20 protein-coding genes are annotated in these 24,780 nt (G+C 29.8%); 15 read left to right on the top strand and 5 right to left on the bottom strand.

From position 1 onward, the window contains the following. Positions 1 to 354 precede the first annotated feature (354 nt). Positions 355 to 480, bottom strand: a complete 126-nt coding sequence (locus tag IC213_RS21060) for a hypothetical protein (RefSeq protein WP_255606096.1) — start codon at positions 478 to 480, stop codon at positions 355 to 357. Between the two features lie 587 nt (positions 481 to 1,067). On the opposite strand from IC213_RS21060, the gene IC213_RS15830 reads away from it, so the two are divergent. The 4 genes from IC213_RS15830 (at position 1,068) to IC213_RS15815 (ending at position 11,430) form a co-directional block, all read left to right on the top strand. Then, positions 1,068 to 1,556, top strand: a complete 489-nt coding sequence (locus tag IC213_RS15830) for a MarR family transcriptional regulator (RefSeq protein ID WP_413927311.1) — start codon at positions 1,068 to 1,070, stop codon at positions 1,554 to 1,556. Between the two features lie 302 nt (positions 1,557 to 1,858). Beyond that, positions 1,859 to 3,094, top strand: coding sequence for an MFS transporter (locus IC213_RS15825; RefSeq protein WP_227863264.1), 1,236 nt, complete (start codon positions 1,859 to 1,861; stop codon positions 3,092 to 3,094). A 615-nt stretch (positions 3,095 to 3,709) separates the two neighbouring features. Next, positions 3,710 to 6,211 (top strand): ATP-binding protein, encoded by a 2,502-nt coding sequence (locus tag IC213_RS15820; RefSeq protein WP_227863263.1) that lies wholly within the window; start codon positions 3,710 to 3,712, stop codon positions 6,209 to 6,211. A 14-nt stretch (positions 6,212 to 6,225) separates the two neighbouring features. Continuing rightward, positions 6,226 to 11,430, top strand: a complete 5,205-nt coding sequence (locus tag IC213_RS15815; protein WP_227863262.1) for a GTPase — start codon at positions 6,226 to 6,228, stop codon at positions 11,428 to 11,430. A gap of 167 nt (positions 11,431 to 11,597) precedes the next feature. Here IC213_RS15815 and IC213_RS15810 read toward each other — a convergent pair whose 3' ends face one another. Then, positions 11,598 to 13,697 (bottom strand): heavy metal translocating P-type ATPase, encoded by a 2,100-nt coding sequence (locus IC213_RS15810; RefSeq protein ID WP_227433579.1) that lies wholly within the window; start codon positions 13,695 to 13,697, stop codon positions 11,598 to 11,600. An 86-nt stretch (positions 13,698 to 13,783) separates the two neighbouring features. Continuing rightward, the gene (locus IC213_RS15805) at positions 13,784 to 14,122 is read right to left on the bottom strand and encodes a DUF6110 family protein (RefSeq protein WP_227863261.1); all 339 of its coding nucleotides are present in this window, start codon (positions 14,120 to 14,122) and stop codon (positions 13,784 to 13,786) included. 745 nt (positions 14,123 to 14,867) lie between these two features. Between IC213_RS15805 and IC213_RS15800 the strand changes: the two genes are divergently transcribed. Beyond that, complete coding sequence (locus tag IC213_RS15800) at positions 14,868 to 15,029, top strand: type I toxin-antitoxin system toxin (RefSeq protein WP_227433577.1); 162 nt, start codon at positions 14,868 to 14,870, stop codon at positions 15,027 to 15,029. 129 nt (positions 15,030 to 15,158) lie between these two features. On the opposite strand, the gene IC213_RS21385 is transcribed toward IC213_RS15800, so the two are convergent. Further along, complete coding sequence (locus IC213_RS21385) at positions 15,159 to 15,269, bottom strand: FMN-binding protein (RefSeq protein ID WP_227835506.1); 111 nt, start codon at positions 15,267 to 15,269, stop codon at positions 15,159 to 15,161. 355 nt (positions 15,270 to 15,624) lie between these two features. Continuing rightward, positions 15,625 to 15,960: a hypothetical protein gene (locus IC213_RS15790; protein WP_227863260.1), complete on the bottom strand. Its 336-nt coding sequence runs from the start codon at positions 15,958 to 15,960 to the stop codon at positions 15,625 to 15,627. A 961-nt stretch (positions 15,961 to 16,921) separates the two neighbouring features. Between IC213_RS15790 and IC213_RS15785 the strand changes: the two genes are divergently transcribed. The 10 genes from IC213_RS15785 to IC213_RS15740 all read left to right on the top strand — a co-directional run bounded on the left by IC213_RS15785 (position 16,922) and on the right by IC213_RS15740 (position 24,720). Further along, the gene (locus tag IC213_RS15785) at positions 16,922 to 18,256 is read left to right on the top strand and encodes a phosphoadenosine phosphosulfate reductase (protein WP_227433576.1); all 1,335 of its coding nucleotides are present in this window, start codon (positions 16,922 to 16,924) and stop codon (positions 18,254 to 18,256) included. Beyond that, positions 18,253 to 18,789: an IbrB-like domain-containing protein gene (locus IC213_RS15780; RefSeq protein ID WP_227433575.1), complete on the top strand. Its 537-nt coding sequence runs from the start codon at positions 18,253 to 18,255 to the stop codon at positions 18,787 to 18,789. The genes IC213_RS15785 and IC213_RS15780 overlap by 4 nt, the downstream gene beginning before the upstream one ends. Positions 18,790 to 19,146: 357 nt before the next feature. Continuing rightward, entirely contained in the window at positions 19,147 to 19,845 is a 699-nt protein-coding gene (locus IC213_RS15775; protein WP_227433574.1) for a lantibiotic protection ABC transporter ATP-binding protein, read from the top strand. 1 nt (position 19,846) lies between these two features. Next, positions 19,847 to 20,617, top strand: coding sequence for a lantibiotic immunity ABC transporter MutE/EpiE family permease subunit (locus tag IC213_RS15770; protein WP_227845500.1), 771 nt, complete (start codon positions 19,847 to 19,849; stop codon positions 20,615 to 20,617). Further along, positions 20,614 to 21,381 carry a lantibiotic immunity ABC transporter MutG family permease subunit gene (locus tag IC213_RS15765; protein WP_227483069.1) on the top strand — a complete coding sequence of 256 codons (768 nt, stop codon included), beginning with the start codon at positions 20,614 to 20,616 and terminating at the stop codon, positions 21,379 to 21,381. The genes IC213_RS15770 and IC213_RS15765 overlap by 4 nt, the downstream gene beginning before the upstream one ends. Positions 21,382 to 21,494: 113 nt before the next feature. Further along, entirely contained in the window at positions 21,495 to 22,187 is a 693-nt protein-coding gene (locus IC213_RS15760) for a response regulator transcription factor (protein ID WP_227831356.1), read from the top strand. 127 nt (positions 22,188 to 22,314) lie between these two features. Further along, complete coding sequence (locus tag IC213_RS15755) at positions 22,315 to 23,673, top strand: sensor histidine kinase (RefSeq protein ID WP_413927310.1); 1,359 nt, start codon at positions 22,315 to 22,317, stop codon at positions 23,671 to 23,673. Positions 23,674 to 23,735: 62 nt separating this feature from the next. After that, positions 23,736 to 23,837 (top strand): winged helix-turn-helix transcriptional regulator, encoded by a 102-nt coding sequence (locus tag IC213_RS15750; protein ID WP_413927309.1) that lies wholly within the window; start codon positions 23,736 to 23,738, stop codon positions 23,835 to 23,837. A 73-nt stretch (positions 23,838 to 23,910) separates the two neighbouring features. Beyond that, entirely contained in the window at positions 23,911 to 24,108 is a 198-nt protein-coding gene (locus tag IC213_RS15745) for a hypothetical protein (RefSeq protein ID WP_227863259.1), read from the top strand. A 42-nt stretch (positions 24,109 to 24,150) separates the two neighbouring features. Continuing rightward, positions 24,151 to 24,720: a GrpB family protein gene (locus tag IC213_RS15740; protein ID WP_227863258.1), complete on the top strand. Its 570-nt coding sequence runs from the start codon at positions 24,151 to 24,153 to the stop codon at positions 24,718 to 24,720. Positions 24,721 to 24,780: the final 60 nt, after the last annotated feature.

The following is a 24,780-nucleotide window of genomic DNA, read 5'->3' as shown; positions in this document are numbered from 1 at the left end:
ATAAAAAAGGTTCACTCTAATTAGGGTGAACCTTTTTTCTCCTCTTTTTAGAGAAAGAACTAAAACTAATCCAGATATTGCAGTAGGGCAATATTTAATATAAATATCATAATAATCTTCAATATGGATTTGCATGAAAAGAATAAGTATTATATGAATTATTAATGTCAAAATAATTATATTTGTTAGTATATTTCCATTTCTAACTTTTTTATTTAGCTTGAATTCATCAACTTTATTTTTCATAGATATCTGTGATAAATTTTGTCTATGAGATGTTAGAGTGTGGTTACACTTGGGGCATATAGTTGTAGTATCGTCAAACTCTAAATCACAGTTTTTGCAATACATAAGCTATGACTTCTTACCCATGTCCATATCTGAAGATTTTGCACACATATCATATGAATTTGCTGTTGTTGCTACGAAAAAAGTAGTTGCTAGTGTTAAACTTAATACCTTTGATTTAGTTTTTTTCATTTGTTTTCCACCTAAAAATATATTTAATTAAAGTTAGAAAATTCTTGAAATTCTAACTAGAATTCAATGCTTTTATCTGTGCTATTATGATTCGAATAAGAGTTATATAAAAAGATTAGATGATTAATTTAAGAGTGGTAATTTAATGAATTTTATTCTATATAAGTAGTATATCGGAAAAAATAAAACTATATCACTGAAAAATAAAAAAATACATATAAATAATTTAATATAATGATTTCTTATTGTAGATATATCCATTTTATTTTCCTCCTCAATCTTTATTCTAAAATTTTAACAAATATACAGGTTACATACTATTAATCTCACTATGTTTTTTGTCAATGTTGAGTTGCATCCTTGTAACAGCAAGTATTTCATATAAGTTTTATTATTCAATAAAGTAACTTAAAGTTATGAATTTAAGAAAAATTTAATATCTAAGTATGGTGCAGAGTATAAAATTAAATGTAGGTCTAAATTAGATGATTCTATCTCTTTATTTTATATAGTTCGATTCCTAAAAGAATTATTTTAACATTGTTGAAATAGAAACAAAAGTTTAATATAATATTGTTAATGCACTAATGGGTGGGAGGATATATACCATGAATAAAGAAGAACAGGTCATGATGGGTTTTAGAGATTTACTAAATAAGACTGTTTGGCTTAATAAATTTAAGATGGAAGAGAGTCTCAAGGGTTATAAGTCTTCTGAAGTACATTGCATTGAATACATTGGAAGAAATGTAGACTGCAATGTGACAAAACTGGCAGAATACTTTTATATGACTAGAGGTGCCATAAGTAAAGTAACTAAAAAGCTAATAAAAAAAGGTGTTATTGAAAGTTACCAGAAGCCTGATAATAAAAAAGAAATCTATTTTAGACTTACTGAGCAAGGTAAAACAGTTTATAATATCCATGAGGAACTTCATAAAGAGTTTCAAGAACGTGATAAAGTTGTATTTGAGCAGGTAACTGATGAACAATTTGACAGTATGATTAGCTTTGTCGAAAATTATAACCGACATTTGGATGAAGAAATAAAAAAACAGGGGATAATATTAAAGTAGAATAAATCAGAATAATGAAAATGAAATCATATACAGCCTAACTCTATTGAGAATAGGCTGTATTTTTATTGTTATCTATTTTGTTGACAAGGAAACAAAAAAATGATACTATAAATATGTTTCCAAGGAATCAAAAAACGAATATGGGAATATACCTCCAAATGAGGCGAAATGATAAAAGATGAACATGCTACTAGGGAAATAAAATAATGAAAAAAGTAAAGACGTAAAAAAGTAAAAAAGTAAAAAAGAAATATGTTTCTAAAGGAAACAAAATTATAATTTTTGAGAGGAGAATTTAAGTGTTTATATTTAAATCAAACAATGAACAGAATACAGAACAAATTGTAGATAAAAAGGCTTTGATATTTGGTCTTATATCTGCGTTTCTTTGCGGAATCGGATTCACTATCATAGCACCTGTCGTTCCATTCTTAGTGCAACCTTATACAAATAGTCCAGAAGAACAAGCTATAGTTGTTACAATGCTAACTTCTGTTTATGCAATCTGTGTGTTTTTTGCAGCTCCTGGGCTTGGAGCTTTGAGTGACCGATATGGACGTCGTCCATTACTCTTATTATGCCTTTTGGGTTCTGCAATAGGGTACTTAGTTTTTGGAATAGGAGGAGCTCTATGGGTATTATTTGTTGGACGTATAATAGAAGGTGTAACAGGTGGGAGCATAAGCACTATCTTCGCATATTTTGCAGATATTACTCCTAGAGAACATAGAAGCAAATACTTTGGATGGGTGAGTGCGTTTTCAGGTGTAGGCTGTGTTATTGGTCCAACTGTAGGTGGATTACTTGCTAAGTTTGGTTATTCTGTACCCATGTATTTTGGAGCAATAATAACTTTACTTAATGTTATTTATGGATTCCTGTATATGCCTGAGAGCCTTGATAAGAAGAATAGATTAAAGTCGATTACACTTGCAAGGCTAAATCCATTTATACAGCTTGCAAATGTACTTTCTGTAAAAAACTTAAAAAGACTACTTTTATCAGCATTCTTACTTTGGATACCAAATGGGTCTTTACAGTCAGTTTTTTCACAATTTACAATAGACACTTTCAATTGGAAACCCGCACTAATTGGACTTGTATTTTCAATTATGGGTATACAAGACATCATTTCACAAGGTTTTATAATGCCAAAGCTTTTGAAAAAACTTAGTGATGTACAGATAGCAATTCTTGGAATGGTTTCAGAGATTATAGGTTACAGTTTTATTGCAACATCAGCCTTGTTTTCGTTCTATCCTATTTTTATTGTTGGAATGTTTATATTTGGTTTTGGCGATTCTATCTTTGGACCTTCATTCAATGGGATGCTATCCAAGTCTGTCGATTCTAGTGAGCAAGGGAGGATTCAAGGTGGTAGTCAATCCATTCAATCTTTAGCAAGAATAATTGGACCTATCATTGGAGGTCAAATCTATGTATTTCTTGGTCATGCGACACCTGCTTTTATGGGCATGATACTTATAGGAGTGGCAACATTAGTTTTGTATAAAGGGACACATGTAAATGTGTAAACTTTGTAAAATATAATAAGTAAAAATTCACTTTATGGAGCAGTTGATTTTAATAGATTGACTGTTTTTTTGTATTATATTATTTTTAATTAGATAAATTTGACTTTAAAAGTTTTTTATGATGACTATGTGTCCAGTTATGCACTTTTATCGACTAGTTACACAGTTTGTGTTGAATGTTTAGAAAATTCGTACTATTATATAAATAAATTTAAGCATATAAGGAGGTTTGTTATATGAATATTTATTGTGGAGGATGGTCAAAATTTAGACCAGTAGAAAAATAATAAGTAGAAATATTCAATTAAGCTGTAGGAATGTTAAAAGATGTTGATTATGAAACACTTATCGTTGCTACTTAAGTTGTAGCAGGTACAAATTTAAAATTTATTTGTAATGCTACTGCAATTACAAAGGCTCCTAAGGATTATTTAGCAGAAATTATGATTTTCAAAGCTCTTCTTTGTGAAGAAAAAAGTAGAACATGTAATTAGATATATAAAATAAAAAATATAATTAGATATATAAAATAAAATAACTGTGTTAGTAAAGGCTTTATTTTACAAGCACAGTTATTTTTATATTAAAAAATTTTATAAAAAAGGGAGAAAATACATGGGAGAAAAAAATAAGCTTTTAGAAGAAATCAAAATCCTACTAGATGAAGGAAAAGTAGCAATAGATAAAGCTATAAATAAGAATCTAATTTTGATTCTTGGAGGCACAGGTTGTGGGAAAAGTACAGCAATTAATTATCTTGCAGGATGTGAAATGAAGGAAGTAGAAGATGAAGATACTGGTATCTCCTATATTGAATGTGTAGACCCTGTTGCAGAAATTGGTTCAGGAGCTGTTTCACAAACTTTGTATCCAAATATTGTAGATATGAGAAGAGAAGTAGAAGGAATGGATGCAAAATTATGTGATACTGCAGGATTTAGTGATAACAGAGGAGTAGCACATGACATTAGTGCAGCAGTTTCGTTAGGAGAGGTGTTTAGAAATTCTGCATCTATATGTGGAGTAGTTGTACTAATACCAGAAGCAGATATATTAGAGGCTAGACTTACAAAAGTACTTGATTTATTTCAACAATTAAATATGTGTCTTCATAAAGAGAATTTTAGAGGAAGTATTACTTTCTTTATTTCTAAAAGCTTTTTAGGAAGAACAGAAAAACAAATATATAATGTGATTAGAAAAAAATACGAACAATTGTGTGAAAGTCCAGAAAATAATATAAAAGATAAAGCTTGGTTATTTGAAGAATTGCTAAAAGGAGAAGGAAAAAATATTCATCTTTGTAAACCACTTGAAGCAGAGCAAAGAGAAGGATTATTAAAAGAAGTAATAAAATTAGAAGAAGTAAAAGATAAAACATCAGCATTCCAGTATCCAATCAGTGCAGATGCAAGATTAGTTTTAGATACATTAATAAAAGATATTCAAAGTAGTATAGTATCTAGACTAGAAGTTTATGTCAAAGAATATACAGAAGACTTTATTAAGAAGGTTGAAAGAGTAACAATGATTCAAGAAATGTCAAAATATGAAAGAGTAGTAGACATATTTAAAAACTGGTTAGAAAGTTCAGTTAATGCAGAGAGTATTACTTTAGATAAATTTATCAATTTATTGTCAGGAGAAAGTGGATTATTCTTGGAAGACACATGTATAAAATTACAAAATGAGATAAGAAGAAACTTAGATATAATTAAAGATTTAAATAAATATACAGACCATGGAAATGCTGAAATTTCACTATCTTCTGTATATATGGAATCTATTATAGAAAAAACAAGTAAAAGTATAATGGAACAAAAATTTATTATTATAAGAAAGAAAATAGAAGAGATTTTAGTTTCTTATGAGGTACAAAAACAGGTATGGACATTATCAAATAGAGATAAATTGATGGAAGTTGCAAATAAAACAGACTACATATATAGTAAACGTGATTTTGAGCCTATTTTAAAGAATCTTACAGATAGAAATAGTGAAGAATTAGAAGCAAATATAACAAGATTAAATGCATATGGAGAAAAAGGAAATGAAATAATTAGAAATCTTGTAAGTAAATATATTTTAAATCCATTTATAATAAAATCATTTATACTTAAAGAAAAGACGGTAATAGAAGTTAAAGCATTAATTAAAAACTTGGTAATTAGCAGTGCTTTAGAAGCTTTTAGAAATAGAAACGTGGGAGATGATGTCTCTACAATTATGTTTTTAGCTAAAGACACTATCTATATGGATACTAATCTTGGAATGGATTTTGCATCAGAAAAAAATATCATTATTTCTTGTGAGAATCTTGATGTAAGTAGTAATTCTAAGATTAATGTAAGTGGAAAGAGTGGAAATCTTATAGATAATTCTATATATGGAATCAATGGTGAAGATGGTAGAGATGCAGGAAATATTTATTTGTACATTAAAGAAGAAATTAGAAACTATCGCCTTACACTAATAGCAAATGGAGGAAATGGTTCAAGAGGAACAGATGGTAAAGATGGTGTGGCTGGAAGCACAGGTAGAAATGGAAGTGATGCAGGATATACAAGTTATTTCTATGGACAAATGTTTAAAGGTTATTTTGCAGAAGGAACAAGTGGTGCAAAAGGAGGAAAAGGAGAAAAAGGAGGAAATGCTGGAAGAGGTGGAAATGGAGGAAGTAAAGGAAATATTTACTTCTTGGCAGATTCAGATAAAAAGAGAGAGAAGTTAATCAGTTGTTGTGATATAACAGTAAGAGATGGAGAAAGAGGTCCAGATGGAAGACCAGGATTTGGTGGAAGTGGAGGAAAAGGTGGTCATCATGGTTATAATACACTTTCATTCTCTCCAAGTGCTATAGATTCTACTGTATACTATACAGGATATTTTAAAAGTTGGGATTATAAACTAACTAGTATTACTAGTTATCGTATAACTCTTGAAGGTGGAAGTTGGGAAAAAGGAAAAGAAGGTCCATCAAGAGAGTATGCTGATTATGGAGATAGAGGAGAATCTGGAGGATATAATAATCCAAATTATAAAAAATCAACAGCAGTTTTAAAAGTTGAAGAAAGCTTTGTTAAAGAGAAATATCAAAACTATTGTGCTGAAGTATAGAAAGGGATGGATATATGTCAAATGAATTGTATAATGGAATCATAAATCTTTTGGAAAATGGAAGGAATGAACTGGAAAGATACAATTTAAAAGAAAAATCGATTTTGTTATTCCTGGGTGCTTCAGGGGTTGGAAAAAGCACTTGTATCAACTATTTAAAAGGTTGTGATATGGAAGAAAAAACAGATGCGGAAACTGGACAAGTGTACATCACAGCTAAAGATTCAGCAGTTGATATTGGTAATGGTGTATATTCTAAGACTTTATGCCCAGAAGTTGTAGATATTGAAAATAAAGCATTTTCTTTATGCGATTGTCCTGGATTTTTTGATAATCGTGGAGCAGAGTATATGATTGCAGGAGCAATGCTTGTAAGAGAAACTATATCTGCATCTTTAAAAGTAAAAGGTATAGTAGTCATTTTAGACTACCAGTCTTTACTGGACTCTAGACATACACTGTTAATTGATACAGCTAAAAACTTAAAAGATATGTTTAATGAATATACACAGTATAAGGAAAATTTTTTCTTTCTTATCAATAAAATACCTAAGCCACTTAGTGGTAGCGTGACAAAAGAGAAAGTTAGAAATATACTGAAAAAAGTAAAAGAAGACCTAGATAGCCAAGAAAAATATTATGAAGGTTATAAGGAACTGGTATATCTGTTAAATGTGGTACTAGCAGATAATGTTTCTATAGAATTGTGTAATCCACTAGACACAAAGCCAGAAAATCTATTGAGAGAATTAGAAAAACTTCCAACTACTTTCAAGAAAACTGATATGGGATTAATGCTTACTGCTTCTTGTAAAATGGAGATACAAAAAGCTGTTGACACAACATATAAAGAACTAGAAAAACTTCTAGCTCCTTATATAGAAAGTGTAAAAAAGGCATTAGAAGATTCTATTTCCATTTTATCTTCTATAGAAAATCTAAAAGAAAAAAAATCTCAGTTGGAACAAATGTATCAGAGTTTATGTAAAACAAATAGTATTGAAGAACTTATGGAGTTTGTACAAGGGCTTTTCTATGGTGATGGAGTGCAAAAAGTAAATATATTAGAAAAAATACACCTTGTTCTAGAGCTAAATAGTTACTGCAAAGAAACTAATATTGTCGGTCTAAGTGAATTATTAAAGTCATTATTAAATACAACACTGGAAGATACATTAAAATGTATTAAATACTGGATAGCAGAGAAGGAATTGGAACAAGAAGAAGCTGAGAAGCTTCTAGATGCAGAATACAGAAGAGAAAAAATCCAAAATTGTACATATATAAAATCATATGAAAAAGATAAAGTGCTTTCTATATATATTCCTGTACCTAAAGTGAATTTATCAGATTTAACTAAAATAATATCTGGCTATAAACTTAATGAATTATCATCTATATATATGTATGGAGAGTGTGAGCTAAAAATAGATTGTGATATGAAGAAGGATGTTTTCTCAGGTAAAAATATAGTTCTATTAGTTGAAAGATTATGTATACCAAAAGGTTCTTATTCAATTAATGTTTCTGGAAATGACGCAAAAAAATTGGATGGAGAAAGTTCTATTTATAACGGAATGAATGGAAGAGTCGGAAATAATGCAGGAACCTCAGGCGATATTTTAATATCTTTTAAACATATACAAAAAGAAGGCGAACTTAAGCTTTATGCTGACGGTGGACAAGGTGGAAATGGTCAAGATGGAAAAGTAGGAGAAACAGGAGCATCTGGAGTAGCTGGAGCAAATGCAAAACTAGGCTCTAAACCAGAGAAAAAAGAGTTTGCTGAGGAAAAAGGTGCAAAATACTATATAATAGAAGCAGAAAAAGGAAAACAAGGAAATACTGGAGGAACAGGTGGAGATGGTGGAAATGCTGGTCTTGGAAGTAAGGCTGGACAGATTTATCTCCTTGGAGAAGCAACAGTTCTAAAAAGTTCTATAAGCCAAATAGACGGAAGACATGGCTTAGCTGGAAAAGGCGGTTCTGGAGGAAAAGGTGGAGCTGGGGGTCTTGGAGGAATCCGCGGAATTTTTGAAGAAGCAAGAATGTATACAGGAATTTCTGGTAAAACGGGTTATAGTGACATAAACTATTACTATTTTGATAGATATGTGATAGGGAGTGGTTCAGATAGTGAGGAAACAGCAGATGATGGAAAGGCATTAGATGATCTTTATACAAAACACAAGGACTGGACAATTAAAAAGCTTGCAGACTCAGGTCTAGATGGAGCACAGGGAAAAGAAGGAAATCCTGGAAAGTCATTAGTAGAAAACGAATTGTTAAAGCAAGAGTATTCTCTATCAATGGATACATTTTTCTATCAATTCTTTGAAAGATTTGGTTTTTCTGGAAGTAAAGGATATAGAAATCTTAAACTTTTATGTGCAGTAGGAATTTTAGAAGCTGATATTTTAGAAATTTCGCATATTTATGAGATTTTTAATGCAGTTGAGAAAGTGGAAATGCAGTTAAATAGAGAAATTCTTCAGAAGTATTATAAATTTGATAAGAAAAATAAAGAAGTAATTTCTTTAGATGATATGCATATTAAGAAAGCGTTTTACCAAGAAGCAAAAGAGATTTATGACTACCTTATAAATAAATTGATGCAGTCTAATAGAATAGAAGCTTTTGTAAAAGAAAATCAGAGTTTTAGTGAATGGAGTATGATTTTATTTGCATTAGAACAGAAGGCAGCATTTTACATGCAGATGATAGAGGAAGATGAAATTGGAGGAAATCGTGTTACAGATATTCGAACTCTGACAGATTATCTAGAGAAGACTTTAAAAGAATTGGAACAAGGAAAGAAAGATGAATTAAAAGAAGCATATTTCAATACCTATAAGGAAAGTGTTCTAACTCAAATTAACTCAGGAAATCAACAGATAGAAGTTTTGAAAAAAGAGCTTGAAAATAAAATGCTTTCTGTTGGAGCAAAAATGAATCTTTTGATTCAAGAAATTCTAAAGATAAAAGAAGATGAAAAAGAAGATATAAAGAAACTAGAAGAAAAGAAGGAAAAACTTCAAGAACAGATGAAAATACAACTAATTCTTTCTGGAATACAGAGTGCGTTGAGTTTACTATCATCATTAAGTGGTATTGGTCAAGCGTGCTTAGGAGCTTTTGATAGTGCAAAATCTTTAAAAGAAAATCTTTCAGCTAAGGAAGAAGAGTATCAATGGACTAACAGAATGGTTAATTTTTCAGATTTCAAAATAGATTCTGAAGGTATGAGTTTTGTCCTTGGAACTCAGTTAAATGAAGATAGAAAGAATGCTTTAGGAGCAATGACAAATAAATTAGTCGGTGTTGATGATGGAAAGAGAGATAATTTTAATAAAATTAAAGAGATTATGACTAAGTCCTTAGATAATAATGACTACCAAGGGAAAGAAAATGACATTGCAGTAGCAAAAAATGGCTTGGATGAAGGCGAATATGAAAAAATATACACAAGCATTCAGAAAAAAGAAATGGGTATGTTGGAAGCAAATTATAGTAATAAACAACAAAAAGATAAATTGGTTGCACTAGAGAAGTGTAAAGCATCTATTGAAAGACAGCAAAAAACAGCAACTATTAAAAATGTATTAAGCATTGGTAGTGCAAGTTGTTCTTTTATTAATACAGCAATTAGTAGTGTTAATAATTGTCTAAATGTAAAAGCTAGCTTTGAAGATAAAATAAAAGTAGTTAAAGATGCGATTAAGTCAAAAGAGGATAATATTAAAAAACTAGATAATTTAAATATTCAGATGGAAGAGTTCAAAAATAAAACATTGAAAGAATCTATTATACCATTTGTAGACGGATTTGATACTACAGTTAAAAATCAGGATATTTTTGAAAATGAAATAAGCAGACTAAAAATGAAAGATGTCCTAACTGAATTAATTAAGAAGTTTGAAATCTTGAAAATGGAAAATTCAGAGGATATTTCTGGGATTTTCAAAAAAGTACAGGATATGATGGATGCTCAGATTATTATTACTGATAAGATTGACAAGAAAAAAGATAATCTTGCAATGGGAGAACTGATTTATCAAATGTCAGACAGTGGTAACCAGATGAATGAGTATCAGAAAAAGCTTATTCATCAAATTGAATTGAATCAGATTAGATATTTGTGCCAATTGGAGGCAGCAGCTTTTCAATTATGGACATTTCCATTTGGAAGCAATATAGTAAATATCTTAAATAGATGTCATGTAGGGATAACAGAAAATGAAGATGAGGTGTTAAAGCAGGCAAAGGAACAGAATAGACAAATTAAAGAGTTTTTAGTTCAAGATACTTATCAATGGCAAAAGACAGATAATCATATTTTGAAAATACCATTAGCAGGAAGTTTAGCAGGAAAATCACGTGTGGGATTTGAAAATACATTTTCTTTATATGATTGTAATGAAGAAGAAGTGAAAAAGCTTTTGACAGGAGAAGAAATTAGCTTTGAAATTCCACTAAATCAAAACTATGATGCAATGAAATATGTGACTATTTATGCAAATATACCTAATCTTAGACGAAATATTTTAGATGATAGTTTAAAAATAAATGTACATATGCATTTATATGATAAAGGATATTTTTCTCTATATGATGATAACAAAGATATGCACTATCAATATGTATTTCCACAAAATTATATCGATATTACACATGGCTTGGATGTTAAATATAAAAAAGATGATGATTCAGATTCAGTAAACTCTATATGGTCTTCAATAGAAGATAAAGGAATAGAAAAGTTTAAAAATGCGGGATTAAACTCTGGTAGAAGCCCATATTCTATGGCTAAGCTTTCTTTGAAAGCACATTTTAATAAGAAGCTTTCTTATGACCTATTGACAAGTGAGCAGAATAAAAAGCTAGAGTCATATTTTGAGAAGAGTAGCAAAGATGCATGGAATCAGAGTATAGAGAGCTTTAAAAAACTTGGATACATTGATAAAAGAGGCGTTTTGTTAAAAAACTGGTCTGAAATTAAAAAGGATATGGATAACAATGGAGAAATTATGAAGTATTTCTCTATATTACAGGCTGATTTGTGGGAAAAAATTATATATGAGCAGATGAGTATACTGAAAGAGAATATACCAAATCTGACAATTGAGTTTATTGGTTGTGGTATCTATGTAGAGTCTGAATTTAACTATCTAAAACAAAATGAACTAAAATGCTATGAACAGAGATTAATTGAAATATAGCGGTTTTAAGTGAGGTTTAAGGAAGGGTGTTTTTAGTAGTTAAGTAGAAATATTATGGAAATTTAGTCAAAAAAGCACTTTTAAATATTACTGTTTAATTGTTTAAAAGTGCTTTTTTTAATATGAATTATAAATTTTTTATGTATAAATGTGTTATACAAGGGGGTTTAATTGTAGTTATAAGTATTAGGTTTATCTAATAAATTTGTCATACTGTTTAAACTTATTCCAACAGTAGAAGCATTATGCAAAAACGCGGATGTACTTGGTCTAATAAATCCACCTACACCAAGAAAAATCAAACCTAAGTTGAAAGCAATAATAAACTTAGAACTTAAACCAATTCTTTTCATAAGTTTATTGCTAATCTGTTTTAAAGTAATTAAATTATTTAAATTATCTGCTGATATAGTAATATCTGAAATTTCTCTTGCTATTTCAGCACCTTCACTCATTGCAATTCCAACATCTGACTCAGATATAGCAGGGGAATCATTGATTCCGTCTCCAATCATAATAACTTTACGACCTTTTAGTTTTTCATCTTTAATAAAATTGGCTTTGTCTTCTGGTAGAACTTCTGAATAATACTCATCCACTCCAATTTTACTAGCTATAGACCTAGCTGTTTTTTCACTATCACCAGTCATCATTACAATTTTTTTGAGTCCATATTCTCTTAAGTTTGAAATTACATCTTTAGCTTCTTTTCGTAAAGGGTCATTAATACAAATAACAGCTGATAATTTTCCTGATATTGCCATAAATAGGTGAGAATATTCGTCTGAAAGATTATTATATTTATACTCCTCGCCATCTGGTATAATACATTTTTCATCTTCAAATACGAAGTGTTTACTACCTATTATAACCTTTTTATTATCGACTTTTGTTGAAATACCATGTGCAATAATATATTCTACTTCTGTATGCATTTCCTTATGACTGAGACCTTGTTTTTCAGCTTCATGAACTACTGCATTAGCTATAGAATGTGGGAAATGTTCCTCTAGACAAGCAGCTAGTCTTAACATATCTTTTTTATTATAATCTTGGAAGGTAATTATATCTGCAACTGTTGGTTGAGCTTTTGTCAATGTGCCTGTTTTATCAAATACAATAGTATCTGCATAGGCAACATTTTCAAGGAATTTCCCACCTTTTACAGCAATATTATAATTGTTACATTCTCTCATAGCTGATAATACAGAAATAGGAATAGATAGCTTTAACGCACAAGAAAAATCTACCATCAAAATAGAAAGTGCTTTTATAGGATTTCTAGTAACTGCATAAGTAAATAGCGTTCCTAAAAAACTATATGGAACCAAGGTATCTGCTAGATGTTCAAATTTTCCTTCTACAGAAGACTTAAGTTTCTCAGATTCTTCAATCATAGTTACAATTTTTTGAAATCTTGTAGTACCAGCCTTTTCTTTGACACACATTACAATATTACCTTGTTCTATTACAGTTCCAGCATAGATGTAAGAGCCTTCTTTTTTATTAACTGCAAGAGATTCACCTGTAAGAGAGGCCTGATTAATCATTGCTTCACCAGATTCAATAATTCCATCTAATGGAATCATATTTCCCATATTTACACTAACTAAATCGTTTTCTTTTATTTCTGAAATTGGGACTAAAATTTCATTATCATCCTTTTTTAACCATACTTTTTCAATATTTAATGACATGCTTTGAGCTAAATCATCTATAGATTTTTTTCTAGTCCATTCTTCTAGTAATTCGCCTATACCAAGAAGAAACATCACTGACCCAGCTGTATTTATGTCTTTCCTAAAAATGGAGATACCTATTGCAGTTGCATCCAAAACAGAAATTTCTATCTTTTTATTTAGTAAAGAAGATATACCTTTTTTGAAATATTTTATAGAGTGAAGTCCTATAAAAAAAAATCTTAAATATTTTGGGAAAAATATCTTAGATACACTCTTTATAAATAGCTTATTTACTAATTTATCTCTGTAGTAATTATTTAACTCTCTACCAGTGTGTTCAGGGACTAGTTTTTCTATTTCGCTATTGTTGAAACTGAACTTAGTGATTTCTTTTATTATATAGTCTCTTTCACCTGTGTAATAAATAACAGCGTCACCAGTTCTATCATAAACCTTTGCTTTGGTAACACCATTTATAGAAGTCAAATAATATAGTAGAGTATCTGCCTGTTTGTTATTCAATTTACCAAGTTGTAAATCAAAACGTATACGACCTCTGATTTCATGCTTTATATAAAGATTCAATTTACTTCCTCCTGATACTATTAATCATAATACTTGATATTATTAATCATAACACCTGATATTATTAACCATAATAATCGTTAAATTTATTCTGCTGTGCAAGTACTATTTTTTTCTACAGTTTGTACATTTTCATCTTTAATAGTTTCTTGTACAACTTTAGTATCTTCCTGGACATTTTTTGTTTTAGATGAAGATAATTCTTCTAGTTCATTGATTTCTTTTGCCTCAGCTAAAATATCTTCCATATTTTCTTGGATTTTAGTAGTTGTTTCAAGAACAGAATCCTTAACTTTCAACGCTCCAGCAGTTGCTTTAGTACAAGACTTTTTTACACAATCACTTGAAAGTATTTTGACACCTACAGTACCTAAAAGTACTCCTCCTAAAAATATCCCTGTTTTTTTCATTTTTAAAATATTCATTTTATCATATCCCTTCATTAAGTTAAATTTTATTTATATATCTTATGTATAAAGTAATAAATGTTAAAAATAGAGCGCGATTTTACAAAAGTAGTATTATATAGTTCTATTATGTTTCGAGAGTCCTATACGCTTTTGTATAATCCTATATATTTTTGTATAGTTTTATGTGTTTTTTATATAGTCTATATAATTCTTTTACATTTTAATAATTCTCTTATATTTTAAAGAATTATCATGTATTTTAGAAAATTCTTGATATTTATTTCGAAAATTAAAAAGTTAATAATAATTGTTATTAATAGAATTGTAAAATCATATGACATTTATTACCATTTATGCAATTAAGTATAGCACGCATGAATGTAACTTTCAACAGAAAATGATAATTTATATCAATTAATCGGCTTATTTTATGAAAAATATTATTTTATCACTACTCAAGGCTCAATTATTGAGAGTTTTATTTGTAACACATTCCTATAAGCATTACATTGCTTAGAGAAACAAACTTATTCTTGTTTATAGTTGATTTTATTATATTAAATCTAATTTTTAAACAATATTTGATGATAGTAGGTAGATATGATGCTGAAAAGAAAAGGGAGTTATTAGAATAAAAACACAGGTAAAATATGGGAAAGTATATGTTATAATATTTATAGCAAGAAGATGTAACCTATAATTTAAGAGTGGAGTTCATACTAGGATAAAACCTACTTCCTAATGATAGGAGGTGGGAAGTATGAATAACTTTTTACTTAATGTAATAGCTGGCGTTGTTGCTAGTTTAATATTTTACTTAATTTGTAAAGTATTTACGAAAGTAAAAAGCCACTCAACTCGTGGCAAGAGTAAAAGTGGCTGGGAATTTGATTTTAAAATCAAGTTCCATAAGTTCAAATAGCTTCATTTAATTATGAACTTCACTCTACGACGAAATAGATTGTAGTTCTTCTTGCTTTTATTATACCACAAATTGGTACAGATATTCAAAAACAATATTTTTACTCTTATAGAAATTTGTTAAGTATAGTTATCCTTTTATGAGTGCATTTTCGATTGCTTTTTTTATAACTTTACTTGAATTTGTTGCACCTGATACAGCATCTACATCTACTTTTTGCTTGTTAAGTACTTTATCAATAACTTTTTCTGTTTTTTTCCTCGTTCATTTTTATGTTCCAAAAGATTAATGTTTGAAATTTTACCACTCTTTACAGTGACTTCTACTTTAGCAGATATGATATTTATATTACATTCTCCAACCTAGGTTCCAAGGTATGCAAGTCCTATCAGCAAAACTATAACGATAATACAATAAATGATTTTTTTCTTGCTTACTTTCATTTCTAATATCTCTCAATTATTTTAGTTAGAGTATTTGGTAATTGTTTTGAATATCTTTTGTTTTAATTTAATTTCAGATATATTCAAATATATAAAGTAATAATGTCTATTATAAGAAATTGTATAGTTGTATATTTGTAGATTTATCTTATCTATTTGGAAATAGAGCGATAAAGCATATCAAATCCGTGTTTAAGAAATTCCTGTTTAGAAAGTTTTACTTCTTGTTTGATATAAGCTTCTTTATTTGGTGCTGTCTGTATAATGCCAGATAACATTCCCCACAGTGAAAATATAGTAGGCATAATTTCAATATCTTCTCTAAGCTCACCTGATAAGATACCAGCCTTTAGTAACTGTTTTATTTTCTCATTGATTTCTTCACCAACACGGAAGGTTTCTTTTTCCCCAGGTGGGTAGTCTGTATTTTCAAAGTCAATGTTGATTTCATCGAGGACTATTTTAAAACTTATTGCATAGAAAAACACCAGAGATATGACAATGTAGTGTTTATCATTTTCTGGTGCTATTTATATTAAATTATTTTAAAATTCTAACACTGTCGTTTTCAATTAATATTGCTTGATTATCATTAATAGTTTTTAATTCTAAAGTTTTAGAATACGCATTTACTATTTTTTCTACAGCTTTTCCAAATTCTCAATTTTGGAAATGTGGTACTACATAAAAATCAATTGAATTTAAGCTAGAATAGTCTTTTAAGTAGGGCGCTTTTTCTATATAGTCTATTTCAGATGAATATTTATTTTTTTATGATATTACAAATATCTGGAATATAAAGTGTTATATATAGTAGAGCAAATAAAGTTGTTAATAGGGGGTTAAGACCTAAAACTAAGCTGATTCCTATATCAATAAGCAATCCTATTGTAAATTTGATACCTTTATTAAGTTTCAATCAAATCACCATCCTTTTATTTTTTATTACCCAATTTAACTAAAAATAGTTGATTTTTATAAAAATTATTGATGTATAAAATTACTATCTTATAAGTTAATAGTATATTTAAACATTATACATGTCTATATTATTTTAAATATTATATATGTTTATATTATTTTTCTTATAAAACAATAAAAAAAGCAAAGACATTTTTAAAATTTACCTAAGAAATATATAAAAGAAATATATAATCTAAAAAATTATAAACTTGGAAAATAAAAATTTGATTTTAAAACATATGTAAAATACAAAATATTGAGCTAAATACTGAAGAAATAATGATAATTATGCTGTTGGAAAATTATGTAAAATAATGGTAAAATATAGTTTATAATAGAAAAATTGATTTATATTATAATTATATTTATTTTTTTGGATTTATGCACTTAGAGGATTCATAATTTATGCTGATTACTACTAAAAGTGCATATATAATATTATGTTATAAGCTTTCATGAACTTCTATTTGAAAGGGGAGATTACAAATGGATAAAAGATATTTGGAATCCAGTGTATTTGAAGCTTTTCAAGACAGACTTTCTTATGTTTTCAGTGAATTTGATTATATCTATGTATCTTTCAGTGGAGGAAAAGATAGTGGTCTATTATTGAATTTAGTTTTGGATTATAAAAGAAAATATAATATAAAATCCAAAATAGGAGTATTTCATCAAGATTTTGAGGCTCAATATAGTATGACAACAGAATATGTTGAAAAAATGTTTGAAGACAATCTTGAAGATATTGAACCATATTGGGTATGTCTGCCAATGGCTACGAGAACAGCTGTAGGTAATCATGAAATGTTTTGGTATCCATGGGATGATGAGAAAGAAGAATTATGGGTAAGAAAAATGCCAGACAAAGAATACGTAATAAATCAAGAAAATAATCTTTTTACCTACTATAAGTATAAGATGAAGCAGGAAAGTTTGGCAAAGCAATTTGGTAGGTGGATGAGAAACAAGCATAAGGGTGCAAAAGTTGCTTGTTTACTTGGAACAAGAGCTTCAGAATCCTTACAACGTTATTGTGCTATTGTGAATAAACAGCATGGATATAAAGGCAAGTGTTGGATAACAAAGGAGTTTAAAAATGTATGGACAGCATCTCCTTTATATGACTGGGGACTAGAAGATGTTTGGGTAGCCAATTATAAATTCGACTATGAGTACAATAAAATCTATGATTTGTTCTATAAAGCTGGATTGCCTCCAAGAAAAATGAGAGTAGCATCTCCTTTCAATGATTCAGCAAAAGAGAGTTTAAACTTATATAAGATATTGGACCCAGAAGTATGGGTGAAATTGGTTGCTAGAGTACAAGGGGCTAATTTTACTTCTATTTATGGAAAAACAAAAGCTATGGGGTATCGTAGTGTAAAGTTGCCAGAAGGACATACATGGAAAAGTTTCACTTATTTTCTGCTTGATACACTACCTGAAGATATAAGAAATAATTATATTAAAAAATTTTCAACATCTATCGACTTTTGGCATAAAAAGGGTGGTGGTTTGCCAGAAATCGCTATATGTGAGTTGATAAGAAAAGGGTATAATATAGAAATAAATGGAATTTCTAATCATACAAAAGATAAAAAAAGTAGAGTCGTATTCTTAGGAGATATACCTGATGACACAGATGATATTAAATTTACTAAAGATATACCAAGTTGGAAAAGAATGTGTTATTGTATTTTAAAAAATGACCATATGTGTAAGTTTATGGGATTTGGTCCTACAAAAGAGCAAAGAATGAAAACAGAATACATTAAGAAAAAGTATGAAAAATTTTCTAAGATAGGAGTTAAGATGCTATGAAGTATAAAAGTCCTGTATATGAAATCATCGCTGTCCCAATTGAAAAGATAGAATCTAACGACTATAATCCAAATGCAGTAGCTCCACCAGAAATGCAGTTACTGTATAAAAGTATAAAAGAAGATGGATATACAATGCCGATTGTCTGTTATTATAATCCAGAAAATGACAAATATGTTATTGTAGATGGTTTTCATAGATATCGAATAATGCTTGAAAATAAGGATATATATGATAGAGAAGGTGGAGTACTTCCTGTTTCAGTAATTGATAAATCACTTGATGAGAGAATGGCAAGTACTATTCGTCACAATCGTGCAAGAGGTTCACATAATGTGGATTTAATGAGCAATATTATAAAGGAACTTTGTGATATTGGAAAATCTGATAAATGGATATCAAAGCACTTAGGGATGGATATTGAGGAGATTCTTAGATTAAAGCAAATAACTGGATTATCCTATTTATTTAAAGATAAAGAGTTTGGACGTGCATGGATTCCTTTTGATTCTGATACTAAACAAGATAATTAAAAAGATATGTTTTTAGTCTAAACACTATAGAAATACTATTAACCTTTTTGGAGCAGTGTTTTAAAGAAATATGAAGCAGTATATTAAAGAAAATATACTTGAGTTTAAAGCTTTTGAATAAATACAAGTATTGAGAATAGAGTAGTGTAAGATATAAATTACATAATATTAACAAAGAAAAAAGAGTAGGAGGATATCCTGCTTTTTTTCTTTGTTAGTACTGATTAACTTTTTTCATTTATGAATAAATAGTATATTTTAATAAAAAAATTATAAGTGTTATAGAATTGTTATTTTTTCATGTTAATCTTCTTATAGAAAATGAATTTAGATTATTACAAGAAAGGATGAATAGACATGAAAGACTTAATTCTTGAAACAAAAAATTTATCAAAAAGATATGGAGAGCAGATGGCAGCCAACCATATTTCACTTCAAATTGAACGTAATAGTATATATGGACTTCTTGGACCAAATGGTGCAGGTAAGTCAACAACACTTAAAATGATTGTTGGACTTCTTCATCCAACAGGAGGACATATTTTTTTTAATGGAAAGCCTTGGCAACGAGAATCTCTTACAAAAATCGGTTCTTTAATCGAATCACCTGCTTTATATGGAAACCTTACAGCAGAGGAAAATCTACTAGTTCACACAAGACTTCTAGGCATTCCACATGAAAAAATTCATGAAGTATTAGACACAGTTGATTTAAAAAATACTGGAAAAAAGAAAGCCTCACAATTTTCTATGGGAATGAAACAACGACTTGGAATCGCTATTGCACTTTTGAATAATCCAGAACTATTGATTTTAGATGAACCAACCAACGGGCTTGACCCATTTGGAATTCAAGAACTACGTGAGTTGATTGCATCTTTTCCTGAAAAGGGAATTACAGTAATTCTCTCAAGTCATATATTATCAGAGGTTGCTCAGGTAGTTGATAAAATAGGAATTATTAGTGGAGGAAGGCTATTATTTCAAGGTATACCAGACCCAAATGAAAATCTAGAGGAATTCTTCTCTGATGTAATCTTAAAAGGAGGAAAGTAAAATGAATGGACTTAAATCTGAACTTTTAAAATACAAAAGAACATTTATGGGGAAATTGATTGTTTTTATTCCAATATTCTTTGCATTATATGCAGGGATAACACAATCAACAATCATGAAAAACCCATTATCTCAAAGTAGCTCTTGGTCATGGGACAGCCTTCTAGCCTTGGTTTTTAATTCGTGGCCATTTGTATTTTTACCTCTTGGTATGGGATTGTTTGCTACTTTGGTAGCTAGTCAGGAAAGAAAAGCTGGGAATTATCGCACTTTGCGTGCATATAATGTTTCACCTATGATTCTTTGGACTGATAAGGTTATGGCTATGGCAGTTTACACTCTGCTTTCAACACTAGTTTTGATAGTTTCAACAATTATGACTGGTTTGTTTTTATCAGAAGGAGCAATCCCATTTGGTAAGATTATTGCTGGAGGTTTTGTTTGTTGGCTTGTTTCTCTTTCACTTATCCCTATTCAGCTGTGGGCAGCTACATGGAAAGGAACATTTTTAAGTATGGGAATTGCACTTGTAGGTATGATGATAGGTGTTCTTACAGCAATAAAATCTTTATGGTTTGCAGTACCGTGGAGTTGGGCTATGAGGCTGATGTGTCCTATTGCTGGTGTGCATCCAAATGGAGCTATTTTGGAGACTGGAAATCCACTTTTAGATTCATCTGTGATTCCTGTTGGGATTATCTTATCTGTGGTTATATTTGTTGTAATTACAGTAATTACAGGTATTTGGTTTAATAGGAGGGAAGTAAAATGATAGGAGTATTATCATCAGAGTGGCTAAAAACAAAACGTACAGCAATTCGTTGGCTTACATTCTTTATGCCTGTAGTCATTGCACTTTGTGTTGTTGCTTATCTGGCAATTAGGTCTGAAGTTACATATAAATTTGTTTTTGAAGGTTATTTTATAGTATGGACAGCAATTATCATTCCAGTAGGAATAAGTCTTCTATCAAGCTTTATTATACATGAGGAGGAACTTGCTGGAGAGTTCAATGGTTTTTTAAATACAGGAGTCTCCCGAATTAAGTTATACTTAGGAAAATTTTTTATATTGATTTTTTGTATGGCAGTCAGCACTTTTATTTCATCACTTATAATATGTGTCGGAATGAATATTATAATACCTGATGGAGGTAGCATTTCTCTATTTATGATGGCATCCTTACTTGCAGTAATAGGGACACTTCCAATTCTATCTATTCACTTGTGGGTCAGTTTTTTATGGGGGATGGGAGCATCCATAGGAATAAGCATGGGTGGTATTTTAATGGCTGCTTTGATTGGAGGAACAAGTCTTGGGGGTAAAATCTGGGTGTTTGTTCCTTGGGCTTGGCCAGTAAAGATGTCAATGTTTCCATCTATTTATTTTCAGACTACCTTATCAACTGCAATTTCTTCAGGAGCAGAGTCACAGCTAATAAATGCACTTAATTTAACAGGAATTGGACTTATCATTTTTCTAGTTGGTGGAATTATATGGTTTAACAGATGGGAAGGTAGAGCATGCAATGAGTAATGACTATGGACATTTTTATAAACTTGACCAATGAGAAAAATTATCAGATAATATATGAGCAGGTCACAATACAGGCTTGTTAATAATGCATAAGTATTGGAGGATAATTAAAATTGAGCAAAATATTGATTGTTGATGATGAAAGAGAATTGGTGACATTATTAGAAAAAAAACTGAAGTCAAAAGGGCATGAAGTACTTATCGCATATAATGGAAATGATGGAATTGAATTAGCAAAGAAACAGCCAGACCTTATTATACTTGATATTATGATGCCTGGGGCTGATGGCTTTGAAGTTTGTAGTACCATACGAGATGATGTAGTGTGCCCTATCATTTTTCTAAGTGCAAAGCAATCAGAAACAGATAAAATAAAGGGATTAACTCTTGGTGGAGATGACTATATAGTGAAGCCTTTTGGGTTACGAGAATTGATGGCACGTATTGAAGCTAATCTACGCCGTGAAAAGAGGTCACAATATATCAATATGGAAAATAAACGTCCAAAAATGTATTTTGGAAAACTATGTTTAGATATACAAGAGCGTGCAGTCAAAATTGATGGCAAGGATGTTCACTTGACAAAGAGAGAATATGATATTGTAGAATTACTTGCATTGCATGCAGGACAGGTTTTTTCTAGAGAACAAATCTATGAAAAAGTCTGGGGATATGATTCAGAAGGTGAAGATTCAACAGTTGTTGAGCGTGTTAAGAAGATTCGTGCTAAATTTTCTGTGGTAACACCTAAAATTGAATATATTTCTACTGTTTGGGGAATTGGGTATAAATGGAACAAATTTTAGAGAAGGAGATTTTCATATAATGAAAAGCATAAAAAATCGGTCACTTTCAGCACAGTTTCGCAGAACACTTTTTTTAATTATAATCACCAGCATATTGGCGTCACTGATTACTTATGCTGGAGTAATTATGTTGTTTATTCGAGCTTTAAATAATAATGACATATATGGCGAAAATTATTATGAACAGCAGATACCAGAAATAGAAAAATACATTCATAAAAAAAATACAACTATTCTATCTCCTTCAAATGCAGAAGATTTGAACAATATGATTCATGGTGACGGATTACTCTATCAGGTTGTAGATAATGACAGTAACTTTTTATATGGTACATATAAGAAACAAATTTTTGAAACAAAGGAACAATTATTTAATAAACTAAATACTAAAATTATAGATTCGGGAAATTTTGTCAAGATTGTTCCTGTTATTGATGATAGTGGAAAAATCAAAGGGGCTGTCCTTCTTGCTTATCAGTTGAAACTTACTTATGCAAATGGAAATGAAAATGAGTTGTGGAGAGACGATAGGGTTATTATTCTTGTTTTGTTATCTCCTTTTATATATATTATAGGATTTACAATACTATTTTCTCGAATTCTTGCTAAAAATATCAATCGACCACTAAAACTCTTGATGGATAGTTCACAGAAGATTAAAGAAAAGAACCTTGATTTTGAAATAGATTATTACGCGGATAATGAACTAGGAAATCTATGTAGTGCTTTTTCAGAAATGAAAGAAGAATTAAAAAAATCCTTATCTGCACAGTGGAAAATAGAACAGGAACGAGTAGAAATGGTAGAGGCATTGGCACATGACCTGAAATCACCATTATCTATTGTAAAGGTATATTCAGAAGCTCTGATTGATGATACTGAGATTAGTGAAGAACAACGTCAATATCTTGCAGTTATAGAAGCAAATGTAGATAAAAGTGTCTCACTAGTTCAGCAAATGCAATATACTTCTGAACTTGAAAAATCTTGTATTCAGTTACAGTTAGTTCCTATAAATCTTACTGAGTTTTTGGAGCAAAAAGTATACTACTATGAATTAGAGGCTAGGAAAAAAGAAATATCTATCACTTTAAACATTCAAAGTGATATAGAAGAATCTATTTTGATTGATATAGAGAAATTGGAAAGAATCTTTGATAATATCGTATCCAATAGTCTTCAATATACTCCAGAAGGCGGAAAAATCAAAATATCGGCAAAGGCAGAAAAAGAATATATCTCATATGAGATTTGTGATTCTGGTGCTGGATTCAGTGCTAAAGATATGCATAAAGTTTTTGAAAAATTTTATAGAGGTGATGAGGCTAGACAAACTAAAGATGGGCATTCTGGTTTGGGGTTGTACATTGTCAAGCAATTAGTTGAGATGCTTGGTGGTTCAATCAGAATAGAAAATGCGGAATATGGTGGTGCATGTGTAATATTTCAGCATAAAATATTTGATGAAAGGGAAATGGAAGATTAATCTTCTTACACTTAGCTAGACTTGAGAACTATGTTTGCAATACTTTCTATGATGATGGATTGGTGCATCGTGAAGTCTATGCACAAATTCCACCTAAAGTTGAATATTCTTTAACTGAGTTAGGGATGACTTTGCGTCCAATATTAGTTTCTTTGTTTGAATAGGGTAATATGTATAATTTGATAAAGCGAGGTTTTATTACAGAAGAATATATCAATAAATTTCAATCGTATTCAGATGAAGAGTTATCCATTGGCAAGGGATATAATTACAAGAAGTTTAGCAAGGATGAATGTAGAGATTTTACCTGTATTGTTTGATGTTTTAGAGAGTGATGATAGGATTAAGATTTCTGAAGTAATTGATGCGATAGGATTTATGATATTTTACAATCAAGAGGTAGCTAGTGAGTATTATTTTAAAAAGATTGTATAAAGAACAATTAAATTTGCTAATCTAAAAGGGGGAAACTGGTTTATGAGAAAACAACTGTCAGATATGACGTTAGAAGAGTTATGGAAGCTATTTCCCATATTTTTAACTAATCATAGGGAATGTTGGAAAGACTGGTTTAAAGAAGAAGAATCTAGACTAACTGAACTACTTCCTATGCAAAAAATTGTGAGAATAAGTCATATTGGAAGTACTGCTGTGAATACAATTTATGCAAAACCGATTGTTGATATACTGATGGAGATAAAGCCTGAGTGTAATATGCAAGAGATTAAAGAGATAATTGAGTCAGATGACTATATTTGCATGTCTGAAAGTGGTGATAGGATTTCATTTAATAAAGGATATACAGTAGATGGGTTTGCAGAACGAGTTTTTCATTTACATATAAGATATGCAGGAGACAATGATGAATTATTTTTTAGAGATTATTTGATTGATAATCTAAGCGTTGCGAAGGAATATGAGAATCTTAAGTTGAAATTATGGAAGGAATATGAGCATAATCGTGATGCTTATACAGATAATAAATCAGATTTTATTAAAAAGGTAACTGAAAAATCTAGGAAATTGTATTCTAATAGATACAGTTAGGATGTTATTTACTATATTTAAGTTTAATATATTTAAATTTAAGTTTAATATATCAATGCT

Origin of the sequence: Clostridioides sp. ES-S-0049-02, from assembly GCF_020658465.1 — a bacterium.
GTDB lineage: Bacteria > Bacillota > Clostridia > Peptostreptococcales > Peptostreptococcaceae > Clostridioides.
The sequence above is the reverse complement of the archived record's forward strand: the minus strand, read 5'-3'. Positions and strand labels throughout refer to the sequence as shown.